The organism is Pseudoalteromonas sp. 0303, from assembly GCF_013349995.1.
Classification (GTDB): Bacteria; Pseudomonadota; Gammaproteobacteria; order Enterobacterales; family Alteromonadaceae; genus Pseudoalteromonas.
On sequence record NZ_JABVXF010000016.1, the window covers coordinates 14,957 to 39,254 of the forward strand.

At 37.1% G+C, this 24,298-nt stretch carries 22 protein-coding genes; 9 read left to right on the plus strand and 13 right to left on the minus strand.

The genetic code is table 11. The features are described from left to right. The first annotated feature begins 168 nt into the window (after positions 1-168). Both HUS62_RS11870 and HUS62_RS11875 read left to right on the plus strand, forming a co-directional pair. Positions 169-1,380 carry a ParA family protein gene (locus HUS62_RS11870; RefSeq protein ID WP_036973958.1) on the plus strand — a complete coding sequence of 404 codons (1,212 nt, stop codon included), beginning with the start codon at positions 169-171 and terminating at the stop codon, positions 1,378-1,380. Positions 1,381-1,382: 2 nt separating this feature from the next. Then, positions 1,383-2,474, plus strand: coding sequence for a ParB family protein (locus HUS62_RS11875; RefSeq protein ID WP_175079678.1), 1,092 nt, complete (start codon positions 1,383-1,385; stop codon positions 2,472-2,474). Between the two features lie 49 nt (positions 2,475-2,523). On the opposite strand, the gene HUS62_RS11880 is transcribed toward HUS62_RS11875, so the two are convergent. From HUS62_RS11880 to HUS62_RS11895, 4 genes are all read right to left on the minus strand, one after another. Next, complete coding sequence (locus tag HUS62_RS11880; RefSeq protein WP_175079679.1) at positions 2,524-3,255, minus strand: hypothetical protein; 732 nt, start codon at positions 3,253-3,255, stop codon at positions 2,524-2,526. A gap of 578 nt (positions 3,256-3,833) precedes the next feature. Further along, complete coding sequence (locus HUS62_RS11885; protein ID WP_175079680.1) at positions 3,834-4,091, minus strand: hypothetical protein; 258 nt, start codon at positions 4,089-4,091, stop codon at positions 3,834-3,836. A 17-nt stretch (positions 4,092-4,108) separates the two neighbouring features. Continuing rightward, on the minus strand, positions 4,109-4,381 hold the full coding sequence (locus HUS62_RS11890; protein ID WP_118845473.1) for a hypothetical protein: 273 nt from the start codon (positions 4,379-4,381) through the stop codon (positions 4,109-4,111). A 70-nt stretch (positions 4,382-4,451) separates the two neighbouring features. After that, a complete protein-coding gene (locus HUS62_RS11895; RefSeq protein ID WP_175079681.1) occupies positions 4,452-7,808 on the minus strand; it encodes a phosphoadenosine phosphosulfate reductase family protein in 3,357 nt (1,118 codons plus the stop codon). 391 nt (positions 7,809-8,199) lie between these two features. On the opposite strand from HUS62_RS11895, the gene HUS62_RS11900 reads away from it, so the two are divergent. The 5 genes from HUS62_RS11900 to HUS62_RS11920 all read left to right on the plus strand — a co-directional run bounded on the left by HUS62_RS11900 (position 8,200) and on the right by HUS62_RS11920 (position 14,035). Further along, entirely contained in the window at positions 8,200-9,351 is a 1,152-nt protein-coding gene (locus tag HUS62_RS11900) for a DGQHR domain-containing protein (protein ID WP_138533983.1), read from the plus strand. Positions 9,352-9,366: 15 nt separating this feature from the next. Beyond that, positions 9,367-9,675, plus strand: a complete 309-nt coding sequence (locus HUS62_RS11905; RefSeq protein WP_138533982.1) for a hypothetical protein — start codon at positions 9,367-9,369, stop codon at positions 9,673-9,675. A 287-nt stretch (positions 9,676-9,962) separates the two neighbouring features. Beyond that, positions 9,963-10,697, plus strand: a complete 735-nt coding sequence (locus HUS62_RS11910) for a DsbC family protein (RefSeq protein WP_138533981.1) — start codon at positions 9,963-9,965, stop codon at positions 10,695-10,697. 6 nt (positions 10,698-10,703) lie between these two features. Continuing rightward, positions 10,704-11,423: a TraV family lipoprotein gene (locus HUS62_RS11915; protein WP_055022447.1), complete on the plus strand. Its 720-nt coding sequence runs from the start codon at positions 10,704-10,706 to the stop codon at positions 11,421-11,423. Positions 11,424-11,437: 14 nt separating this feature from the next. Continuing rightward, positions 11,438-14,035, plus strand: coding sequence for a TraC family protein (locus tag HUS62_RS11920; protein ID WP_175079682.1), 2,598 nt, complete (start codon positions 11,438-11,440; stop codon positions 14,033-14,035). 64 nt (positions 14,036-14,099) lie between these two features. Here HUS62_RS11920 and HUS62_RS11925 read toward each other — a convergent pair whose 3' ends face one another. Beyond that, the gene (locus HUS62_RS11925; protein WP_138533978.1) at positions 14,100-14,537 is read right to left on the minus strand and encodes a hypothetical protein; all 438 of its coding nucleotides are present in this window, start codon (positions 14,535-14,537) and stop codon (positions 14,100-14,102) included. 301 nt (positions 14,538-14,838) lie between these two features. Here HUS62_RS11925 and HUS62_RS11930 point away from each other — a divergent pair, with 301 nt between their 5' ends. Further along, positions 14,839-15,516, plus strand: a complete 678-nt coding sequence (locus HUS62_RS11930) for a zinc-finger-containing protein (RefSeq protein ID WP_118845508.1) — start codon at positions 14,839-14,841, stop codon at positions 15,514-15,516. Here HUS62_RS11930 and HUS62_RS11935 read toward each other — a convergent pair whose 3' ends face one another. Continuing rightward, a complete protein-coding gene (locus HUS62_RS11935; protein WP_175079683.1) occupies positions 15,517-16,284 on the minus strand; it encodes an EAL domain-containing protein in 768 nt (255 codons plus the stop codon). It abuts the gene before it with no gap. A 196-nt stretch (positions 16,285-16,480) separates the two neighbouring features. Between HUS62_RS11935 and HUS62_RS11940 the strand changes: the two genes are divergently transcribed. After that, entirely contained in the window at positions 16,481-16,783 is a 303-nt protein-coding gene (locus tag HUS62_RS11940; protein WP_175079684.1) for a hypothetical protein, read from the plus strand. Positions 16,784-16,785: 2 nt separating this feature from the next. Here HUS62_RS11940 and HUS62_RS11945 read toward each other — a convergent pair whose 3' ends face one another. The 7 genes from HUS62_RS11945 to HUS62_RS11975 all read right to left on the minus strand — a co-directional run bounded on the left by HUS62_RS11945 (position 16,786) and on the right by HUS62_RS11975 (position 23,512). Beyond that, the gene (locus HUS62_RS11945; RefSeq protein ID WP_138533975.1) at positions 16,786-17,559 is read right to left on the minus strand and encodes a PRTRC system ThiF family protein; all 774 of its coding nucleotides are present in this window, start codon (positions 17,557-17,559) and stop codon (positions 16,786-16,788) included. 69 nt (positions 17,560-17,628) lie between these two features. Beyond that, positions 17,629-18,354, minus strand: coding sequence for a hypothetical protein (locus tag HUS62_RS11950; RefSeq protein ID WP_175079685.1), 726 nt, complete (start codon positions 18,352-18,354; stop codon positions 17,629-17,631). Between the two features lie 55 nt (positions 18,355-18,409). Further along, entirely contained in the window at positions 18,410-19,708 is a 1,299-nt protein-coding gene (locus tag HUS62_RS11955; protein ID WP_175079686.1) for a hypothetical protein, read from the minus strand. Positions 19,709-19,797: 89 nt separating this feature from the next. Further along, positions 19,798-20,025: a PRTRC system protein C gene (locus tag HUS62_RS11960; RefSeq protein WP_175079687.1), complete on the minus strand. Its 228-nt coding sequence runs from the start codon at positions 20,023-20,025 to the stop codon at positions 19,798-19,800. 11 nt (positions 20,026-20,036) lie between these two features. Beyond that, a complete protein-coding gene (locus HUS62_RS11965; RefSeq protein ID WP_175079688.1) occupies positions 20,037-20,507 on the minus strand; it encodes a hypothetical protein in 471 nt (156 codons plus the stop codon). 89 nt (positions 20,508-20,596) lie between these two features. Beyond that, positions 20,597-22,303, minus strand: a complete 1,707-nt coding sequence (locus HUS62_RS11970) for a PRTRC system ParB family protein (RefSeq protein WP_175079689.1) — start codon at positions 22,301-22,303, stop codon at positions 20,597-20,599. Positions 22,304-22,396: 93 nt separating this feature from the next. Continuing rightward, positions 22,397-23,512 (minus strand): hypothetical protein, encoded by a 1,116-nt coding sequence (locus HUS62_RS11975; RefSeq protein ID WP_175079690.1) that lies wholly within the window; start codon positions 23,510-23,512, stop codon positions 22,397-22,399. Positions 23,513-24,298 lie beyond the last annotated feature (786 nt).

A 24,298-nucleotide genomic window follows, 5' to 3' on the forward strand; every position in this document is an offset into this window, starting at 1 on the left:
GCGCTTAACAGCGTGAAAAAATCAAAATTTATAAGAAAAACAGGCTTTTTTAAGAAGAATTTGAGATATTATTTTAAGCATTAAAAATTAGCTCATGCTTTAATTTTTGCTTTACCATCTAAAAATTAAAGCATACACTATAAAAAAACACATTCAGTAAGGTTCACAATGACTATCTCTAAAGTAGAAGCTACCGATATCTCGTTTGACGAGCTAAAAGAAGGTTCAGAACTGTACATTCAACGCCGTAATAGACGCCTTCTAAATAACCACCGCAAAGAGCTTAGAGTGTTTACTAAAGCTGAAGCAGTGGCGTACTTAGATATTGATGCAAGAACGTTAGATAAGTACTGCAAAGCTCTAAAAATTAACCCAAGAAGACATGAAGAGAGTCAGTGGTTATTGGATATCGAAGAGGTCTACAAAGTACGAGATTCACTTCCGGATGAACTTAAAAAACAATTACCATTTGTTCGCAGTGAAAGCCAAGACCTACAAGTTATAGTTGTTCAAAATCAAAAAGGCGGTGTTGGTAAGACTGTTACTGCAGCGACAGCTGCATCTGGTTTGGCAACTGAGTTTCATCAAAACTATCGTGTTGGCTTAATTGATATGGATGGCCAAGGCACTTTATCAATGTATTATGCCCCTGAATCAGCACAAGAAGGCTGCTTATCTGTTGGTGACTTAATCATGGGGAACTATGAGCTTGATGAAAACGAAACGCTAAAAGAAGCTATCAGTGAAGCGTTCTTGCCGACCACTATTCCTAACTTGCGTATTTTACCAGCTTCACAATCAGATCGAGCAATTGAGGGCTGGTTTCATGAAGCAGTATTCAACCAGCAACTAAGCTCTCCTTACTCAATACTGCACGACATCATTGAACAAGTTAAAGATGAATTCGATATCATTATCATAGATACGCCTCCATCATTAGGCTACGCGACATACAACGCTTACTACGCTGGTACGAGTGTTATTTTCCCATTATCTGTTACTGAAAATGATATTGATGCTACGTGCTCATATTTTAGTTATATCCCGCAAGTATGGACGCTACTAAAAAATGCGAAACACCCGGGTTATGACTTTATGAAAATACTGCTTACAAATCACAAAGAGAGTTCAACCACTACTGATTTACAGAACAACCTTTATGATAGTTTTTCAACTTACCTTTACTCAACAGAGTTCAACAATAGTGAAGCTGTGAGACAAGCTTCATCATTACTATCAACCGTATTTGATATGTCTAAAAGTGAATACCCTAAAACCAAGATGACTTTCCAGAATGCACAACAAAATGGATATGAAGTTACCAGCCAACTACACCGCGATATTCAAAAAGTGTGGCGCGAACAAGAGAAGGAGCAATAAAAATGGCTAAAAAAAGAGGTACAGTCTCTCCACTCGGCAACACAGCAGGCTCAGAAGAAGCTATTGCAGATAGCAATAAGAACCAACTTGAGAGTTTGGCCAAGCGCTTGAGAATTGAAGCTGAAAAGAGTGAAACACCACTTGATGAAGTGCTCTCTAAGCATCTGGGAGTAGTCAGCGTAGGTCAAAGTAAAGTCTGGACATTAAAGTCAGGCCAAGAAGCCACATTCACACCGGTTACGTTGTCATATGAGCAGCTTAAATCAAATACAGTCGTCACTTTTGAAATCAATGGGCGCGAACAATCACTATTAACAGAAGAGTCGCTTCAAGACTTATCAACATTAGATAATCAACAGTTCTACCCAGCAATTGGTCGACGTCTGCCGGATAACAAGATTGACGTTCTTGATGGTTCACGCCGTCGCGCCTATGTACTTGAAAAAAGCGGTGCTATAGAAACTTTCTCAATGCTAGTTACTGATGACGAAATCAGTCTAAGCGATGCAAAGGCTCTCGCTACATCACTACAGTCAGTTAAAGAGCATAGCTTACGTGAAATTGGATTACGCTTAGAGCGAGACAAAGAGGCGTACTTAGCTGAACATGGCAAGAAGTTGAACCAGGCGGAGTTAGCGGAACGTCATGGCTTAAGTCAATCAAAGGTAAGTAAAGCACTACAGGCCGCAACAATCGATAGTGATTTAATTTCTGTTTTTCCAGATATTTCATTGCTCAACCACAGTGACTATAAAGCGCTATTGGCAACACAGGCTTTATTAGGTGATCAACTAAGTGATTTCACTGAAGAGCTAAAAAGTAAAGTGAATGAGCTAAAAGTTAGCGGTGGCTTTATCAAAGAAGACCTTAAAGACAAACTCAGCAAACTAATAGCTGATGAGTCTAAGTCCTTCAAGCCAACAACAGATAAACCAGTTGTGACGACATTATTCAAATTTGAAAATAAAGATCAGTTTGCTCGCAAAAAAGTGAAAGGAAGAAACTTTTCATATGAATTTGGCCGAGTTCCAAAGGATATTCAAGAGAAGTTAGATGAGGCAATTTCAAACATACTTAGTGAAAGTTTACAATAAAAAGCACATACACAGGTGAGTTTGTAACTCACCTGCTTTATAAGACCTCTCACCTTTCCACGTTTAAATAGGTTTTTTCAGCCTGAGAACTATTCATCATATTTCTTTGCTCTTCAAGTGTTAGATAGTAATGATAAAATTTCTTGCTATTAAAATCGGACATAGGATCTTTAAAGCTCTCTGCTTTACCACTCATCATCAATTTAAAGAACTGTGTTCGATTTTCTTTAAAGAACTGTTCGATTTCATCGTCAGATGGGTCAAATGATTTGTCCTTATCAGAGTTTGTTTGAGAATAATTTGTTTCTTCCGCCTTTTCAGGATAACGCCGAAACCTCACATTCATACTCTTCTTAATCAACTCTTCCTTTTTAAGAAAACGAAAAATGAATGCATCATTTACTAATTTATCAAAATTTTTGCCTTCGTAAGTATCTTTTAAAACTTTAAAAGCGAATTCAATAAACTCAACTCTAATTCTATGACTAATACCATCAAGTTTTATAAAGCAAAGTAAAGAATCTAAAACTTCTTTTTTGATAATAAAAAATTTGCTTTTATGATACGTTGAGCTCAAATCCATATTCAAGCAGCAATTCAATCTCTTGAATAATGTTAACAAATCAATGCTTTGTTCAACAACATCGACATTATCAGGCATTGTCGATAATTTCATTTCAATATTATCAAAACTCGCCATGAGTTTTGCCAAAAGAGTTTTACCTTCAGAGTTATTGGTGGAGTTAAAATAATCTTGAATTTTGGGAGCTGAAAGATTCATGAACTTCTTCACTTAATAAATACTATGGAAGTTCAGCATATAATTTAAATTCAATTTGACAAACAATATAAGTCTCTTTTGTACCAGTTGAACATCGTTTGCCCAATTTTTGTTCAAATTAAACACATTTTGAGACTTACAAATTGTACATAGCCAATAGCAACCAGCTTAAACCCCCTATTCTACTGCGTGATACTTAATCCGGCTTAGAGCTATATGGGCACTCACACTATGTGCTAAACAAGGAATCAGCTGAAGTAACCCAAGCAAATTTAAATCAAGCGATAAATGAAATATTAGACAGCCTAGTTTTGTTCTGGCAGTTAAATTTAAATGTTTGACCCCAATAAATGAACAGGATACCAATTATAGCAACGGGAAGATCATGACGCCCATAGATCCGATGGAAGCCAAAGACAAGATGAAATACATGAACGTATCGGTCGAGATCTTAAAAACAAAGTGTATAAACTTGAACGCGAGCTAGATGCAAAACGTAAGTCAGATAAGCAATGGAATTAATCTAAAGCGCCTATGGAGATAAGTTCCACGACACTTTAGATTAATATACCCCCTTTTCACAACAGAACCGAAGGGCGTTTAAACATTAATGCATTATTCTGAAGTTGAGACATGCAAATTGTACGAGATCCAATGCCAAGTAATTTAACCGACTCCCCCCAATTTGTTGTACGATACTTAACATCACTCTTGATAACCCCCAACCAACTTGAAGCTCTACGGGTACTTACATCAAAGTGCTTAGCAAGTTTTTTTGCTGTGAAGTATCCACCATTTTCGAGCATTAATTCAGCTGCGTCATTAACTGATAACATAAGGTCCTCCAAATAGTTCATTTATTTGCAAGCATAGGTGGTCTAGCAAACAGCAAAGCCTGGTTTTGCAAGCTTCTCATACTGGATTTTCGACCATAAATAGATACCACCTTTACGGTACGATTAGGGACACCAGTATCAACCGTCTTATATTTATTGGTTGTACGGATGTTATAAAGGAGTGCGCTCGCTTTATTTGCTGAAATAGAAAGTGCTTTTCCGAGGGATTGGGCCGTATAAAACTCCCCTGTCTCTAACATTAATTCAGCTGCTTTTTCTGTCGATGCCATTTTCAAACCTTTTATAATTGGAGATTTTTCGACAATATCAACAGATGAATTTTGCGCTCATTTTGAAAAATTAACTTAACAATGCCAGCCTTTGGGCAAAAGTCATTTTTGCTACCACCTTATGTGCACCGGTATCACTGACCTTGTTGATGGTTGTAACTACATCATCAAACAAAGTAGCTGTACTATTAATATTCTTTTGAGCAGATTGAAACGCGCTTAGGAGCGTATCAAGTCGCGGGTTCCATTCATTTAACACCCATTTATCTACATTAGAACCAATAGCGCCATGAACTAAACGAGAGAACTCGGACTTAGCAGACTCTTTGTCTCTAAAGGTCATGTTATTGAATTCTGCTAAAGCTACTAAAGCAGGCTGCCAAACTTGTTGAGCCTCCAAAATCCTTTTATTGATTTTCTTTAATCGTTTGATGGCTTTTGTGGTTAATTGAACTTTTAATTTAGGATTGTTATTGACCAAACTAACGTCCTTGCTGGTCATAATTCTGATAAACAAGTCTTCTATTTTGCTCACTCCATCAAAATGCATCATAAGCCAAAGCTTTGCAGCATTACTTCTATCACTTGTTGATACTGAATGAGTATTAAACTCAGCTTTAAGAAGATGTAGGTTTTGCTTATGAATTGATTCGTTGATTACGATGTTTACACTTTCATCTAGAGCGTTAAGAGTTTCGTCAATGTTAACGTCAAAACTTAGGAGATTTGATCTAACATTTCCCCTTTGCTGGTTTCTGTACTTACGGATAACGTCAAGAACCTCAGCTTTATCTCTTCTATGCTGGCTCATAGCTATAGCGCCTTCAGAGGCTTTGACTACGTCAATTGGCATTGATTGGTACTTAAACATAGAAAGTGAATCCATTACTTGAGTACGCTTTAGCAAAAATTGAAATTGAGATAGATACTTTCGCTCAATAGTAACACCACCCTCTGTAATCAAAAGCTCAGCAGCTTGCGTGCCTGGGTACTTTCTAACGTCATATTTATTAGACTTTCGAATATGGCGGTACTTAATTAATCTATGCATATGGTCGTTATGCAGCTCAAGCGCCCTATCAAGTCCACCAGCTTCTTTCCAGCAAGCTACGGTTTCTTGTGAGATGAAGATGTTTTCTCGCGCTTCATCACTGTTCAGGAAGTCTTTATCATGCATTGATATCAGCTTTTGCGTATGAGTATCAAAGCAAAGCTTGAACATCTCTTTTTCCTGCTTATGTGCTTGATGATACCTGCTATCTACACTTAATGGATAAAACACCATTCTTGTATTGCCACGTGATATTTTTTTTCTGTTAACCTTAGATACTCGTTGAGTAAAATTGATTTTTGCAGGTACTTTTCTAACGCTTTCACTGTAACCGGTAATTAAATTGGTTTTCTCAAAGTACTTTAAGCTACGAGTCAACTTTCTCTCACCAACAAGGTTGTTAAACATTTCAAAATTAAGCTCAAAGTCTGGTACCGACACCAAGAGACTTTCGAACTTTTGAATACAGTAACTATCAACTTCATTCTCTAATCCTGTATTCAATATCAGCTCTAAAGGCTTCCCAGAGACAACCTTTCCTTCAAATAGAACCTTTTTGATTGTTGGTTTGTGTAAAGAAACTACACCATCTACTGTCATCGCTGTCGATAAAGCGCCATCTAATTTACCCGCTGATATATTGAGTTCATAAATAGCCGTGACATTAGCGGAATGGTCTGAGCCTCTTTTGATACTACAATTCATATCTTCATCAAAAATATCACTTGCATCTAAAGGGCGGGTCCAAAGGTCTATTAATGATACGTGATCAAATACATGCTTATGGGCGTCTTCATCTCTTAACACTGGCATCATCACAGCTTCAGATAAAGCCTCATAACCTTGAATTTTACCGATATCAGCGTCACTCATTTCACTATTCAATTTTGGGTATGGTATCCACCCTTTTCCTTGCTCAATCTGTTTCCAAATAGCTAAAGGCCTAAATGGTGCTGCTCCGATACCATCCAAAGACCACCGAAAAGATAAAAGTACGGCATGTACTTCACTAAAGTAGTAATTAAGGTTCTGAGGGTTTAGTAAGGCTTCTGTATACATTTCTAAAAAAGCTTTCTTTATTTTAGGGGGTAGAGTTACATCGTTTTGAATACACTGAACACCTTCATGCTCAGCTTCTCTACCCTGCTCTACTAAAGATTTGAAACGCTCTGAATGAGCAATGCTCTCTTGTGTTAGCTGGCAGGCGTACCTTACAATTTTATCTAAATGCTTGGGTTTTAAAGTATTCGGTTGCAAAGCAACACGATTATACCCTACAGGATCAAACGCCCGGGCGTGGAGAGCTCGCTCACTCATGTTAGAGCTAATTCTAAATAGCCAATCTCTTAGCCTTAATGTATTTTCTACACCAAGCACTTCCCAACGTTTCAACTTTGCAAGGTTAGTAGCTGTTTTATCTTGCTTTGAAACGATAGTACAAATAGAACACCCGTAGCGTGCTTTGCCATTGCAACCTGCCCCACCACTTTGACCTGTAGCAATTTCGCAAGTCTCACTTGTACCATTACCGTATATCTCGATTAAAAGACCAAAGTTTGATAAAAAACCTGGTATGTCATAGCAAGATCTTTGTAGTGGTTTTGAACCAGCCAAGCTGAGCAAAAGAAATACATCATCAGTCTCCCAGTCACGAATTGGAGCATAATTGTAAACTTTTGAGTTCCCAATAGACTGTGATGTCATTGAGTTCATTAAGTCTTCTGCAGACTTACCTTTTAGATTGTGGCGCTCCATATTCTTTGACCTACGCGAAGACTCTTTTTCCCTAGAACCTAAGCAAGAAATAATTGGTGAACTGGCATAATTGCCATACTTCTTTGAGTGCCTAATAGACTCTACAAGAGAGTTAACAAAGTGTTCGTTTGGGTTAACCTTTAAAATTACTGAGCAATCACCGGAACGAGTTGGTGTTGCTGGAATTTTCTGGCCACCAACGTACCTAATGAAGAATTCATTGTTCAATGAAGGTTGGACTAATTTAAACTGAATATTGATACCTACAGACTTAGCATATTCAAGCATTCTCTTACTGGCATAGTTAACAAACATTTGCATAGGTATCGCTTCTGCTTTTGTATTAACTGTCGAAACGATCAATGGGCGCTCTGGTTCAATGGTATTTTCTGCAATAGCTTGGCGATAAGCCTCCATCACAATTAGCAATGTAACTGTCGAGTCTTTCCCAAAAGAACATAAAGAAGTAATTATTGCTCGCTCATTTTCAATTAGAGCTCTTATATCAGCTACAGATGAAGAAAAGGCTTGAGCAACTAATTTCTCTCTACTTACTTGGTTAACTGTTCCAACAACAACGCTATCAATGATGTCTATTGGATTAACTTTGAAAACACTCACTTCACACTCCAACCTAAATTTTGTAACTATTGTCACATAGAATATAGAACGCGCTTTGATTGAAGTGATAACTAAATATTCTCCACGATTATTTTTTTAAAAAAGCCATACAGAACAATAACTAAAATATATTTACACTTAATTATTCAGGGTGAATTCGCCAAAACATTAACATGAAAAAACATAAAGCCAACTTTAATCAATTATAGAAAACCTTAAATATTCGCCAGCCACAAAAAAACAAAAAATCATTTAACATCTGATAGTTACATGATTTTAACTCAAATTATTCAGGGTGAATTCGCCACTTATTCGAGGTTAATTATTTCAAAAGTGCGCGTTATGAAATCGGACTTACTATGGTCTTAATCGAAACATAAAGAGAACCGAAATGAATAATCAAAACGAGACTATTACTTCTCCTTGTAACAAGCCGCTTCATGTAGTGCTTTTTAAAAGTAAAGAAGGTATTGAGCAACGAGGCGTTCAATGTTACGAAGGTGTCATGACTTTTAAAGAGCTGGTGGATCACTTTAAAGCAGAGAAAGGCTCAGAGGAAATTGGGGAAGTAGATAAGAAGCAACGTGACGTTGATACAAAGCGTGTAAATGGATTAAAGCAGTACTGGACTACATCCCAAGGGACTGTATTCCCAAATATAACGCTTTTTGCTAACTCCCTCTCTTTAAAAAACTCAGTAACTGTTGGTAATAAGCTAATAATTGAAGCGACCTTAGAAAAGAATGCAGATAGATTTATAGCAGACGGACAAGGCCGACAAGCATTCATTGATTGGTTATTATCTGATGAAAGCAATGCAGAATTTGAAGATCATACTATTAGTTTCAAATTAATAGTAACGCAAACAGAAAGCCTATCCACCCCAAAAGCCGTACAAATTATTCGACAACTTTTTGCAGACTATCATGTGAAATTAACTAAGCCGAACTCTTCTATCAGTAAGCATTTTGACAATAGCACTGTGTTAAGTCGTTTAATGAATGACTGTTTAGAACTACAAGTAGATTCCTATAAGCTAAAAAGCAAAATTGCTCTCCATGGAAAAATAAAAGCAGGTCATATTTGGACATTCCAACAATTCACTACAATGATGCAAAAGTTCTTAAACTTAACAAATAGCACTGCATCAAAACAAATAACTGATGAAGCTCAATACGAAGATGCCCTTAACTTATGCCGAAGCTATTTAACCTGCATTTTCAGAATATTACCAATTGAGAACATTACGAGCACTCAAGACCATGAGAAGGCAATGTTTACACGAGCTATTTTTGCAAATGCACTGGGTTATGTAGGTCGCTCATTAATGGATGAAATGTTATTAGATAATTCGATAACGTGGGAACGAATCAATCTAAAGGGCATACCTATAGAAGATAAAAGTGATTCATTCTGGCTTGAAGCTAATGTGACTATGAAAGATAAAGGCACAATAAAAATAATCAAGAGTACGGATACGCGAATTGGGTCATTGATTTGTAGAAAACTAAGAATTTACCCTTGCCCTGAATTGTCAGCTTGATCAGAAGGTAGAGATATGAAACAAGAAACTAAAGTTGACTTGCAGGCGCTTCGATTCCCGGTTGCGTCACTTCACCTTAATAAAACACTCGATGACTTCCTAAATAGTGAAAATGAAAAGCTCACTATCATTACCATCGATCTATCAATTGAACGCTGTATAAAGCAACGAATAGCCCATAGAAGCTTACCGTTAGTTTTGGAAAGCGGTTCTTTACAAGAGCCAATTACAAGTGAGCACATAAATTCATGGTGTGATGCATTCGATGAGGAAGATTACGAAGATGTTTCATTTCGACAACACCATGTCATTGTGAAACCTTGATATGTGACAAACTTTATTCGTTAAGGTTGGTATATATCAACCTTAACCTTAGATCAGTATTTTACCAACTTTATGCTTTATCATGCCTAAAATTAAGTATTTAGAGCTTTAAATATCCGAAATTCACCTTAATTTGTTGATTAAGCAAGCATATCACCCATCGAGCTAGTAAAACTCTGCTTTGCTCAAATCCATGAAAAAAAGCAAAAATCAGTAATTAATCTCCCCTTTTCATTCTATAGCCAAGATTACAATGACATGTCTGTCAATTTAAAGAGTAAGTCACAATGTCACTAAAGAAAAAAATTACGGCTATTGGTCTATTAGCAACTGTAAGTCTTTTAAGCGTATCTTCAATGGCGAAATCAATTAATCCGAAAGAACTAAAACAAACTCTTTCTCAAAAAGGTGATATCGAAGGTATTCAAGAACTCCCTGTTGAAAACTTAATGCTAGTTAAGACTAAATCAGGACAAACATATTTTGTATCTAAGAATGGCCGTTTTGTCTTTCAAGGACAGTTAATTGATACATGGTTTAGACGAACTATTGATGAGTTAAGCGAAGCAAGAAATGCTCACCGTGTCCCTCTTGAAAAAATGGGCGTAAAACTAGATGAGCTTGCAACACTATCATTTGGTAACCAAGACATACCCAAGCAAGCAACAATATTCGTTGACCCTAATTGCGGATACTGCCACGCCCTGTTCAATAAAATTCAGCAATCTCCAGAAAAGTACAATGTCGACTTTGTACTAACAGCGATGCTGGGCAGCCAATCTTTACTAGAGTCCAAACGCCTAAATTGCGCTGTTGATAAATCTAAAGCTGTCATCGACCTTATGAACAAGACAAAACTAGCAACAGAAATGAGAGAAGACTGCGATGCAAAAGCTGTTCAAAAAGCACCTATCGTTATGGGATTGCTTGAGGCTAGAGGAACCCCATTCCTAGTTCGTGAAGATGGTTTAACCTTTAATGGGCTACCAAGCGATTTTGATGCATGGCTTGAGATGGAGTAACTAGCAATGAAAGAAATCTTTAAAATCAGCTCAATTCTAGCCATAGCCTCATTATTTTCTGGGTGTTCAGCATTTACGATTGGTGAAGAGGAATTTTCATGTGCAGGTAAACCGGAACTTGGTCTCTGTAAAGGGCCGATGGAGGTTTATGAGTTAACCAACAATCAAGACCACCTTGAGCACATGATGACTGCAGAATATGCAAAAAACGAAGGTGAAAAAAAGTCAAATTCAGAAGGAAACCAAAAAGTCATTTACGTTAATAGTGAAGGGGAAGACATCACATACGTATATGAACCAAGAAGTTTGCGAAGACAAAACGCACAGGATTATGACAAAGCCAACATTGTTGGTATCGCTAGCAATGACACAATGTCATATTCGAAACAATCACACGATGAGTTAGATGACTTAAGAACTTTCAATTACGTTCCAAATGATATCGCGCCAGAGCCTCTCGCGGTTCTAGAAGAAGCTAAAGCAATGCGTATTTATGTTGCTGCTTGGGAAGATAAGTCTGGAGATTTGAATATTCCAGGCTTCGTTTATGTTGAATTACAACCAAGACGCTGGGTAACAGGCCATCAAGCTCAAATGCGCCCAAGTCGAGTATTACCATTTCAAACAATAAAGAAAAGCAAAGTAACAAGCCAAAGAAAAGAAACTATGGCCAAAGGTATCGATCCGTTGAGCATTTCTAGACCTCAGCCTGAGGCTAATAAGTAAAATAGGTGTATAGCATGCTGAATAAAATCCAAGAAGCTATCGAAAAGATATTGAATCCAGATATCGAAGAAACCCAGCAGAATTTTGCTGGCCCCCTTTGGCGAAGCACCATTGAAGATCAACAAAAGCTTCTCGGAGGTAATAAAGCCGCAGAATTAAACTGTGTAATGGAATACATTAAAGAATATCAAATGTTCTTAATGGAAGGCGGTTACATTGGATTTGTTATCGCCTGCCAACCAACTAACGGGGTAAACAACGAAATAAGAACAGCCTACGAAGGCTTTCTATCTGATGAGTTTCCTCACAACACATTAATTCAACTAAGCCTAGCTGCTTTACCACGAATAGATGGCTTTCTAAATGGTTACAGGCAACTACGAGGGAAGCGGATTGGTGGTGAAGACGGTGAGCTTGCTGATGCAATGAGCGAATCAGTAATTAATTATTACTCTAAAGCAAGAAAAGAGTCTCTTGATAAAAAATCAGGTATCCGGCCAAGAGATTTTGAACATTGGATCACAGTAAAAATCCCAGTTAAAAACTTTATCCCTTCCGATAAAGAGCTCAAAGAGTTCCTAGAGATAAAAGATAGAACATATTCAATATTCGAAGGGTTAGGCTTAGCCCCATTGATTTTAAATGATGAAGAATGGCTTTCAAGAATGCAGACTTTCTTCAATCACTCACCTAATGCGCTTTGGCGAGATAAAGTAAAAATCAACAAGCTTGTCCCACTTGGTGCGCAAATATTAGAGCAGGGCGGAATAATTAACCGTGATGAATATGGTCTAGAATTTTCATCTTTAGATGAGAAGTCAAATGGATTTGCTTCAGTCATGACCCTCAAGCAAACACCCGATTACTTGAACTACGGTGATATTATAAACCTGCTAGGTGATTGGCGTTTTGGCAAGCGAACGGTTGCTTGGAACCCATATTTAATGACGCTTAACGTACAGTTACCAAGTATTCATTCGGCAAATGAAGAATTTGATCGCCGTAACAAATGGCTAAAAAAACAAGCAAAAGGAAAAATGCTGGAGTGGGTTTCAACCTTGAAAGACCAGGCACAAGATTATTTTGCAATCGAAGATGAACTGAAAAACTCAAGATTATGTAAAATTAGCCTAAGCATGATAGTCCTTGGTGAGAACAAGAAAGAAACATTCACTGCGACTAGGAAGCTGCAGGCATTCTTCAAACGTAAAGAGTACAAATTCAACATAGAAACAATTTTGGCGCCTAGCACTTTCTTAAACGCTTTACCTCTTGGACTTGATGATGAATATATAAAATTATCAGACCGGTTTGATGAATGGACGGCAAAAGGGGCTGTATTTTTATTACCACATAGCGCGAGTTGGAAAGGAAACACTTCACGGCCAATTCTAGAGTTTGTCACGCGCTTTGGGCAAATATTCGGTTTAGACATATTTGAAACAGATGGTTCCTTTAATGCACTTATTTGCGCTCGCTCTGGAGCTGGTAAGTCATTTTTCAATAATAAACTAATCACTTCATATCTAGGCTCTGGTGTTAAAAGCCGGCTTGATGTGGGCAGCGATACTGACGGCGCTCAAGTGTTTGTTATTGACAAAGGTCGCTCATATGAAAACTTAGCAAGCCAGTATAAGAATGCTCAATTCATTGACTTCAATGAGAACATGAAGTTTTCACTTGATCCATTTGCAAATATTGATGACTTTTATGGCAAAGAAGGTCAAGCAGCCATGGTTCATTCCTTGCTGAAAGCAATGGCGTCAGAATCAGGTGATTTAAGTGATTACCAATCTACAGAAATGCTTACAGTACTCACTGAGCTTTGGAACCTTAAAGGGAAAGATTCATCAATCACAGACTTTTCTGAGCTGTGTGAAAAGCACCAAGATGTTGAAATAAAGAGGATAGGGCGCCAACTAAAACCATGGTGTGAAGGCGGAATTTTTGGAGACTTTTTTGGTAAGAAATACCCACCAATAAACTTCAAATCACGATTAATCGTTTGTGAGATGGATGAACTATCCTCGCAACCTCACTTATCACAATGTGTTCTGATGAGCCTTATCAACGCAGCTCAACATGCAATGTTTTTATCAGGCAACAAACAAAGAAAACTTTTCATTCTCGATGAAGCTTGGGAATACCTTAAAGACAAACCGGGTAAAATCAATTATCTAGCCGAATTCCTTGAAACAGGTTGGCGTCGATTCAGGAAAACACGTGCAGCTGGCATTTGTATCACACAGAGCTTACTTGATGCTTACCAAAGCCAAGCAGGGATGGCCATTGTTAACAATAGTCCATGGAAGTTTATGTTGGCCCAGGAACCGGAAGCCGTTGATAAACTCAAAGAGTTAAAAGCGTATGATGGTACAGATCAAGACTATGATTTAATGAAAAGCGTTCATACTGATAAGGGCCATTACTCAGAAATCTTAGTGAGATACGGGCAATCGAGGGAAATAGTTAAGCTTTTTGTAGATAAAGAAACCCAACTAGTTTACTCAACAGATCCAGATGACAGGGAGTTAGTAGACAAGTTTAAGTCTCAAGGTTATTCAATTAAAGAAGCTCTAGAACTTGCAAATAAAGAGAAGGGAAGGGGGTAATCACCTCTGTGCGTACACGTATATGCATGTGTACGCACAGATAAATTGCAGATGAAGCTAGTTGTTAAAACTTGCCCAATTCAACTAAGCACTGCTTTCGAAGACCGCAAATTTCATTGAACAATGATTTATTAAACCTAACTCGAACTGCAAAACCATTACCATATGCAACAATGCCTTGCGGTGCAGGTAGATACCATTTGTTCAGCATTCCCATATACAATGTAATTTGAGCTCTTTCATATAAATTTACTCCAGTATAGTTTCGAGACTTAAACTCACATACAACAAACCTAAGCTTTAATAGATTGAAGAATAGGGCATCTGGCATACCGACTAGATTCTTATTTTCTACCTTTATTGGTTTCCGCCCCCCAACATCACCACCAAGAAATAGATAATAAAGAGGCACTTGTAGCTTTCTCTTAACGCTATACCCTTTTGCAATAAGTACGATCACTACGATAGAGAAAACTAGGAAAATTTGAATAATAAGTAACATATGAAACCTATAATAGTTAAAAACACAGCGCGTATTAGATTTGAACTTTTACCTGCCCGGGCGTGCTCTCGCGTGCCTCTTTTAGCCAGTTTTTTATCGAATGCACCACCTTTAGCTTTCCTAAATAATTCTCTATCTGAGTAATAAAGGGCTAATTGGGAGACTGGTATTGATTTTTTTTGGTTCATTTACACCTCCTTATGCCACTCATTATTTCACGCAAAAAAATTGAGGCAGAGATTAAAATCGAGAAAATTGAGTTTTTTTTTGAATTCCAGCGCAATTGTTTAACCAGGGTTTAATGGAAGACATACAAACACTAAAACAAGGCAAAGCTGTGATTTATTTAAACCAAGTCGATCTAAAAAAACTGGTCCAAGAGCAACTATCTAAGTCTGGAATAGTTGATGCTTCTACGTATAGCTATGTAAATGAACTAAGCAAGTTGCTCTCTGATCACCGGCATGAAGCTCTATCTCTGGCACTTATAGGGGAGCTGAAGCATAAAGCTAATTACTTAACTGACTTAGCTGAAAAATCGATGCGAATGTATTTCATCCACTTTCTGGAAGATATTGTGATGGGAAGAAACTCAAGAGCTGCAGTGGACATCAAAGTTCGATGTGAATACTGTTCCGGGTTAGCATCACTTTCAGAATCAAAGCACATATTCAAAGGTAAAGATCACGGTTTAATTTATCTTTGTGAAAACTACAAATCAGGATGTGATTCATACGTTGCAGTGCACAAAGGAGATAACTTACCTCAAGGAACCCTGGCTAATGCCGGCACTAGAAGCGCAAGACAAAAGGCACACAAAATATTAGATGTACTTTGGAAAGAGTATGGTTTTGCAAGAGTTGATGTGTACAGACAGTTGGCTAACTACCTAGAAGTTAAACCTAATGATTGTCATATTGGTAAATTCACCGAACAACAATGTGAATCAGCGATAAACTTTACGAAACTTATAATTTAATTATTCCACAATACCCGTTAATACTTTTGGCATTCCCAACCCATAGCCTTGGCCAAAACAAAAGCCAAGGCCTCTTGCTAATTCTACGTGTTCTTCAGTCTCCAAGCCCTCAGCACAGACTTTACATCCGAAAGACTCGTTGAAAGTCGATACGAATTTAAAAACCTTCTGGCAGTTAATATCATGCAGAGACTTAATACCAAAGTTTCCATCAAGCTTTATCATGTACACATCAAGCTCGCATAGCATTTCAAAATTAGAGACACCGGTACCAAAATCATCAATCGCAAATAGATACCCATTTGCTGTCATTGAATTGGTGTTCACCAAAACATCATTGAACATCTTGTGCGAACAGGGGCGCTCAGTAATTTCAAATATCACTCTTGTCATATCAATTTTGAATTTTCGAAAGTAATAATTAACCAATCGCTTAAAGCCCTCAGAAGCAACTTGGGCAGGTTCTAAGTTCACTGTAAACTTTACGTCATTAAACTTTGGATCACTTACATATGGCCTTATAGCTTCAAGGGTTAGCAAGGTTAGCTGATCTGATTTACCTGAAGAGATTACATCTATAACAAGTTCTTCAATTGAAATACTTGCAAACTGTCGCGACCTTAACAGAGCTTCATACATAACGACCTTATTAGTTTTAAGGCAGAAAATTGGCTGAAAATGAAATGTGAAACTTTTAAAATCAAATTCCGCCTGATGTATCGCACTCACATCTGATTCAATAATAATTTCTCGATTGTCAGCTAGCATAGTAACCCCTCGCATTAATACACTAACTCTATATCAACAAACCCAACCTAATACTTAAAAAAAAGATAAATTCAGGTAATAAATTACTAAACAAAGGTTAAACAATGAAAAATTGTTTAATTTTGCAGTTTTTTCGACATGCCCAACTATAAGTAGGTGCTAATTTGATGGGGATATTAACTAAGGAGCATATTGTATGAGTTCTACATTGAGCAAAATGATCGTGAAAATTAGCAGCGGTAATTCAAAACGAACTGTTGATGAACAGGTGAACGTGGGATACAAATTTATCTTGTTCGTGCTATTCATTTGTTTTGGTGCAAGCCTATATTTAATAGCTAATGCAGCAACATTAATTATTTTATTTAGACTTGTCGTTCCAGCTTTAATCTGCGGATACATTGCAAAGTGCATTATTGATGTATTGAGAGGTGGGAAAGCCGCCAAACTTGAAGCGTCAAAGGAATTAGCGGCAATGCGAACTGGTGAAAATAGCTAACCTTAAGAGTTGTAACCTAGCACTTGCCAGCAAACAGGGTCTATTTTTAAAGGTTTTACTGTCGCACTCTCTAAATCGACATAAGAACCATGATGCGAAATAGATCCCTTTCTTAATAACTCCCACAAAAGCCTTGTTGCTTCCAGTACAACCTTTTTGTTAATTCCATACTCTTGCTTACGTAGAGCTTCTATGTGGCTACAAGAGTCCTCGTCAACATCAACAATACTCTCTAATTGGGGGTATAAATCAAACACATTGGGTAGCTTATTAATTTGCTCGTAAGCATGACCTAAAATAATCTGACCTGATGCGCGTCCGTTACCCAAATCTAACCACATAAGTGATTTATTATAACGAGAACCACGATTATCATTAGCAAAAAAACGCCCCAAATCAGCACGAACCTTTGCTTTATCTACACATGTAACCACCAAGTCATAGTTTCTATAATCAAATACCTCTGGCAGTAAACGCTCATTTTTATATTTCCAACTCAAATTGCCATGTAAATTAAATCTTGAAACAAGCGTTTCAGCTTTATACATACCAACATCAACAGGATAAAATCCTTGCCTACCGACATTTGATTCACTCACTTTATCATCGTCATACACACTGATGTTTAAGTGAACTTGATGATTAGTGACCTTTCGCAATAAATAATCAAGTTGAAAACATTCTGATAAAAACGCAGATCCTGTACCACCCGCACCAATAACTAATACATTTAATGGTTTAGAAATCCACTCTGATGGAATTGAAAACGTGTTCATTTTTTAACCCTTTTAATGTGACCGGACATACAATGTGAATTATTCACTATCAATTTGAATGTGAAATATTCACAAGGCCGAGCTTAAAAACTCTCCCAAACGCATAAATCGATTTAACTCTCGCATTCTTACTTTTGCATTACTTAGGCTCTTTGTGTTGGCTTTAGCGCTCCAAAATGCGAGCAAATTTTGCGTTGTTACAACTTCCTTTGCTTTAAGGGTCTTTTCGTGGTTTACGTGAGTGAAGTTTGAGGCCAGTACAGTTTTCTCAACATCATTCATGCATTCAGCAATTGATATGATCTTTTTGGGTAAAGTTGCATTTCCTTGGCAAACAGCTCCATTCGAATAAATATTCATCAGTGGCGCATGATACAAATGCGTGTTTTCATTGGGTCGTTGATTACTTGGCAAAGCAAACACAATTAACCCATTAGGTTCTCCTTGTTTACCTTTTTCCAAACAAAAAAGAAGGGCTGGGTAGATAATTGAAAATTCAGTCTTGGTGTTATGACTTCTATACCAAAAAATTCCTTTATGAGAAGGTTTGTGCCATACCAGCGCTTTACTGTTATTTAAGATCACATTGCTTGGCAGCAGTTCTAAATCATCGGTCTTAGTTTCAATTTTCTTAGGTGAGAGTTGTGAGCGCATTAATTCTATACATTCTGGTACATCAATGTATTCACCTAACTTCATGCCATCACTATCAATCATGTGCTTTGTTGCACAAAAGATATTGTTCGCAGATTGCCCATGAAATACAAGAGCAACCTGTGGTGTATGATTATTCATTTTTATCTCCGAATTTAGAAGGTAAAAACAGAATACCCAACGATGATAAACGCGCTTAACTTGAAACTAAAACCCCTATTAACACATCAGCCATACGCATTTGCTTTAATGCATCCAGACAACGGACATCTGTTAGGTCAATTTTTAATTCGCCGTTTTCACAAGTGTCATTGAAGTATTGATTTAAGTTATTTAAAGCCGCTGTATCATTAGCTAAATCAAAACTAATAACACGTAAATCCGAAACAATTACATCAGAACAAGTTTCAAAATAATTAACCAAATCATATTGGCAATGAGAAAGTAATAGCTCACTAAGGACTTTCAATTTATAAGCGAGTGGATGAGATACAAGGGGGTTTTGTGTATCAGACCAATTCTGTAACACAGCTAAAATATTGTTGAGACTAGTTTTCAAATCATCATAGAAAAACAGATCATTAAATAAACCGTCATTATGAAGGTCAAAGTTAAACTCTATACAGTCTTTTAAACTAAATATCAGGCTATCAATATCACCATACATATCAATAAATTCTTCTGCCACTCCTGAGTGATGTTCATTAAGAAACAAAGCCAATTCTTCATCTTCAAGCTCAAATACAGACTCTTTCAATGCATTACGACTTTCAGAACTTAGATCTCGTACATATTCCATCAATTCCTGATCAACACTGTGCGAGTACATCAAATCGAGCGATGTATTATAAGTACCAATACAGGCTAAAACATTGATTAAATTCACTGTCAGATCTCTTAATGGCTTTGGCTTATCTTTTAAATCAATATCAAGCACAGCCAGATCTTGACCATACGTAAACTTCAAGTAGGCATCTGGAGATGAATAATAGGTATATTTAGAAGCCTCAAAGAACATAGATTCAATGTCTAGCTCTACAGTCCTAGTCATAAAATCAGCAATTTGTTCATTAGTTGATAACCCAAACTCTTTGAGCTTACTTAACCAAAACTCTTTGTAATCACTGAGTTGAGATTCAATTGCGTTAATAGTGAAGTCATGTAGGTCTTTAAGTGCCAAAGCCTGCTTGACTGTATTCACTTCACTCGTTAGAACACTTTCAAGCAACTCATCGGCTAATGAATGCTTTTGAATCCCTTGTAAAAAAGGTTTCCAAGATCTCCAGTCATCTGCCAAGGTTGTTAAATGGCCTGCCGCTAAAAGGGTTTGCTCATCTATTTTTTCTTTTGCTTGAGGCGTTATCATTGGGACAACACCGTACAGCTGTTGATGTGGAAGAGCTACATGAGCGGGGGTAACCACTTCCCTTTGTAAGGGCAAGGCTGCTTGGGTAAGCGACCAAGCTCCAATTTCCTCTGTACGTGAGATGAACATTCTTCTGAGACCCCTTTTTTTGTTGAGTTTATCTTTTCTATTTGCGCATCAAGCGCCAAAAGGCGCTTATCAAAATTGCTTACCATAAATCATCCATTTGTTTTTACAGGCGGAACTTGGATTGTGTATTCCATATACCGACCACAACTAGACAATATACCGTCACTTTCATAAATACGTGTAAAGCGTACCATCGGGTACTGCGTAGAAAGTAATTCAACAACTTCATCAAGTGAACCACTAGGAATCGGATCTGCTAACTCAATTGAACCTAAAATAAATTTACGCTCTAAATTCTCTAAACTTTCAAATTGCATTGTCACACCCCTTATAGCGAATCAGCTTGCTCATCATCAAAATCTGAAAAACCTTCATCAACTGTGATGTTTGGCTCTGCATTAACAGTTGGTTCATTTTGTTTCGTTACAGAGCCCTCAGAAGCGCCGACAGAGGACGTTGCAGCATCTAATGATGATTTGACATCAACAAGTGAGTTATAGCTTGCAGCAGCGCTTACAAACGAATCTGTGTACTGAGTAATGTAGTCAGCGAAGTTAACATCTAGCTCGCCAATATCACCTTTGGCAATAAGTGGCTTAGAAAGCGCTGTTCGTAACCTAAGTTGCGCCGACTTATCACGCTCATTTAATTTTTCAATCGCACCTTCAAGCTCAGGAGAGTTAGATGGGTATAACTGAGTGTTCAATACCACTTGAGCGCCGTTATCAGTTAATTTTATTGAAAGCTGTACTTGTTTTGCACCTGCTTGCTTCATAAGGTTTGCAATAGACTGAATCATATTTATATCTCGTTTTTAAAAGTAAATTAATTAGAACATGGGAAAAAAAAGGGGCAACTTCATCCTAAGAAACCCCAAAGGGAGAGAAATTATTTTAAGTGCTTGAAAATTGTGTCAGGCGCAAAAGAAGACCAATCAAAATTAAAAGCGAGAATAGCTTTAATAAAGTCACCTTTTGATTTAGCAGCAATTTTAGAAAATGAATGCTTGGCTGATTTGTTAGCTTCACAATCATTAAATGCCTTATCAAAACCAGCACTAACACACAGACCTTTAATACCCGCACCTGTATAGTTTTTTAATACCTTCTCAGAGGGATTCCACGCTGCGGTTATAATGTCTTTTGCGTTATCAAGTGTTGCCATAGCGCTAATCATTAAGGCTTGTTGTTGAAACACAAATCGACTATCTACAGTTTTTGCGCTACTTGATACACTCGCTGTTACGGCTTGATTTATAGCTTCTTGAATTTGCTCATTTGAAATTGGTTTACATGCCAAAACGTTTTCATTAAAACTATCTGATTTTTTGAAAAATGCTGGCTTATAACCTGTCGTAATAGCCATTGAAGCAAGCACAACACCATTTACGTACCAAGCTTCATTCGCAAATATTTTTTCAGCTTCTTGATGAATTAACTTCTTTTCAAGCTCAAGAACAGCACTAGGTGTTTTTTGTGCCACTGGTTGAGGTTTTTTGGTAGATATACTCGCACTTTTTGAAGTCGAGGGTTCTATAGAGTTAGCTTTGGTTTCAGCTTCAATTTCTTGAGTATTATCTGGTTCATTAAATGCTTTCACACATTTTGCAAAGCAAACCTTATCAATACATTGCGACTCTAATGTTTGACCTTCACGACCAGAACGATCATCCATAATCACTACATTCGATTCACAAGATGCACAACCTTCGTTGTATTGTGATTCACCAACACTGGCACTAGAAACTGTATTCCTGTCAGCGCTTGAACATTCAACTAATAATATTACTGTGCCGTATTTTTCTTCCGCTAACGTCTTTTGCTCTTTCAGCCACTCATCGGTTTTAACATTCCAGCATGATAGCTTTGCACACGCTGCTTTATCACTAACGTTAAAGTCAAACATACCAATCTGGTGTGAAGTGTTATGAGGACAGGCTGCACAGTCTTTGGTGTCAAATTTTGCTGTATGTAAATACTTCTTAGCCTTTCCAGCACGTTGCTTTAGATACTCAACGCTCCAATTTTCATTGATGATGTTACTTAATGTGCCGATTTGTAACTTCTCTGAAAAGCTCGATAAAATGGTTGCGTGACCAATCTTAATTTTATTTTCGTTTAATGCGTTTAATACATCATCACAACAACGCAATAACTGAACACGGTCATTTAATTTTTTTTGAGTCCAACCTAATCGCTCGGCTGCGGCTGAATAATCACCTTGATACATCGTAATAAATTTTTGCGCTGCCTTTGATTCATCAACAATGGTTAAATCATCTCGCACTAGGTTTTCAATTAACTGAGCTTCATACGCTTCATTGTCAGTCATTGGCTTTATAAGTGCTGGTATATCGTCGAAACCAAGCTCAATACACGCCTCCCAGCGACCAAAACCTGCTACCACTTCAAACTTAGACTCGTTTGCTGTTGGACGAACAAGAATTGGCTGTAATACCCCTCCAGCTTCCTTGATAGATTCGGTTAAATATTTACGCGCCTCACGATTAGTTTTTTCACGTGAGTTTCCTAATGCAAATGGTACTAACTGAACTGTTTTTAGCACTTGTACTTCTACATTGTTTTGATTATTCATAACTGATTTCCTAATTTGTTTCTCTTGACTGGAAATAAGGTATCAAGGTGTTCAAAACGCGCATTTTTTACGATAAAAATAGCGCTAGATAAACTAGCGCATAGACATGATCACACTGTTGACGTTGGCGTTATCAGGGTCAGTGATTTTGAGGAGAGCTTTTGAAGTGAAAGATATACAAACAGAGTTTGATTTTATGCTTTTAACAGCATCGAACAGGTAATTTGGGTTTAAGGTAAATACAGGCTCATAACCATCGGATACATTTGCTTGTAATAATTCAGTATTTACTACATCGTCAATTTCATTTCCTTTATCGGCATTTGCATTTAATAATAATTCCTGCCCTTTTAATGAGATTGTTAACTTTGCAATTTTTGCACTTTGAACAAAGCCCTTAATTCGTTTTACAGAGTCCAGCAACTCACTTTTAGCAATTTTAATGGATTGAAATAACTCAGTATTTAAAATCTCACTTACGTCTGTAAACTCAGTGGCAACGAACTTTGAGCCATATACTGTTCCTCCAGTTGAGCAATAGAAGTGGCTATCATCAAAGAAAAAGCCCAAAGTACCATCAGGCTGTGCTTGGAGAAGCATTTCAGCAAGCTTAAATGGCAAGATACCTTTCAAATCATCTACAGAATTTTCTAACTGAACAATATCCGTAGCCAATCTATGACCATCACTAGTGTATAGCTTCATCTGATGAGAATTTATAGAAAAGTTAATATGATTTAGGAACGGCCTTACATCGTTATTCGCCTTGGCATAAAAAATACCAGAAATAGCAGACTTAAATGATTCTGCATCACAAGAAAATTGAAAGCCATTAGGAATTACAATTTTGGGAATAGGGTAGCTATCGCATGGCATTGTAGCTATTGAAGCTCTAGAACGACCATGTTTAACAATTACTTTATCTTCATCGAATTGAAATTTTAGTGACTTACTTTCATCGGTAAAGCTACTTATAACAGTATTAAGTTTTTTAGCTTCGATACAAATCTCATAATCTTCAAACGCATCAATTGGTGAAGATTGCCTAACAATCGATTGAGTGTCAGTTCCTAGAACTTCTGCTATGCCACCAAGTAATGAGAAGTGAATATAATCCAGCGCAGATATATTGCACTTAGAGCCATTTGCTATACCACAAGCATCCACAAACAGATGTTTTGCGGTAGAGAGTGAGATTGAAAAATTCATGAATATGCCTTCTATTGTTTATTTAACAACAGAATGACAGCTAAATTACATCGTGCATTTTGCAAAGAACTAATTAGCTAAAGGTATTGAGCTTAGTTCTTTTTAAATACCAAATATCATTTTTAATTTGATTTGTTGAGAGCTAAGAATAAATATTAAGGATAATGATGGTTAAATATATAGGTTAGATCTTTAGGTTAGTGCTGTGGATTGTGTTGTTAACTTATTGATTTTTCTAGCTAATAAAAAATAAATGAGATCGCAATTACACGTTATTTAGATCGCAATTACACCTTACTTAGATCGCAGCTACACGTTATTGGTACTCATATTGATATTATTATCAACAGGTTATAAAGGGTTGCCTGTAAAATATCCACAACGACATTGCTCAAGATCGCATTTACACTTTATTTTATTCACAACCACAGTTTGATTTTTATTCGAAATGATTGAAAATAGGCCAAATTACTGTACCAGATCGCAATTGCACGCTTCTCAGATCGCAATTACACCTTTTTTTAGTGGGTTATTCACAGCCCTGCTGAATCCATACTACAGAAATTTAGTGAATTTTCATTTGAAAAAAGTTTTTTTTCGCCCGTTACCTTTGTTTGTGTGTGGTACAATTCTGTAAACCACTGAAATGTATGCGTTTTATTTTTCAGATCGGTTTTACACTTTATTTTGTAATTTCTCTGTCCTTTTTTGAGCAAATTCTTCCGATTTATTTTTGACCAATAGTTTTAAGTTCACATCGGGTACACAGAAGTAAGTTGATGAAAT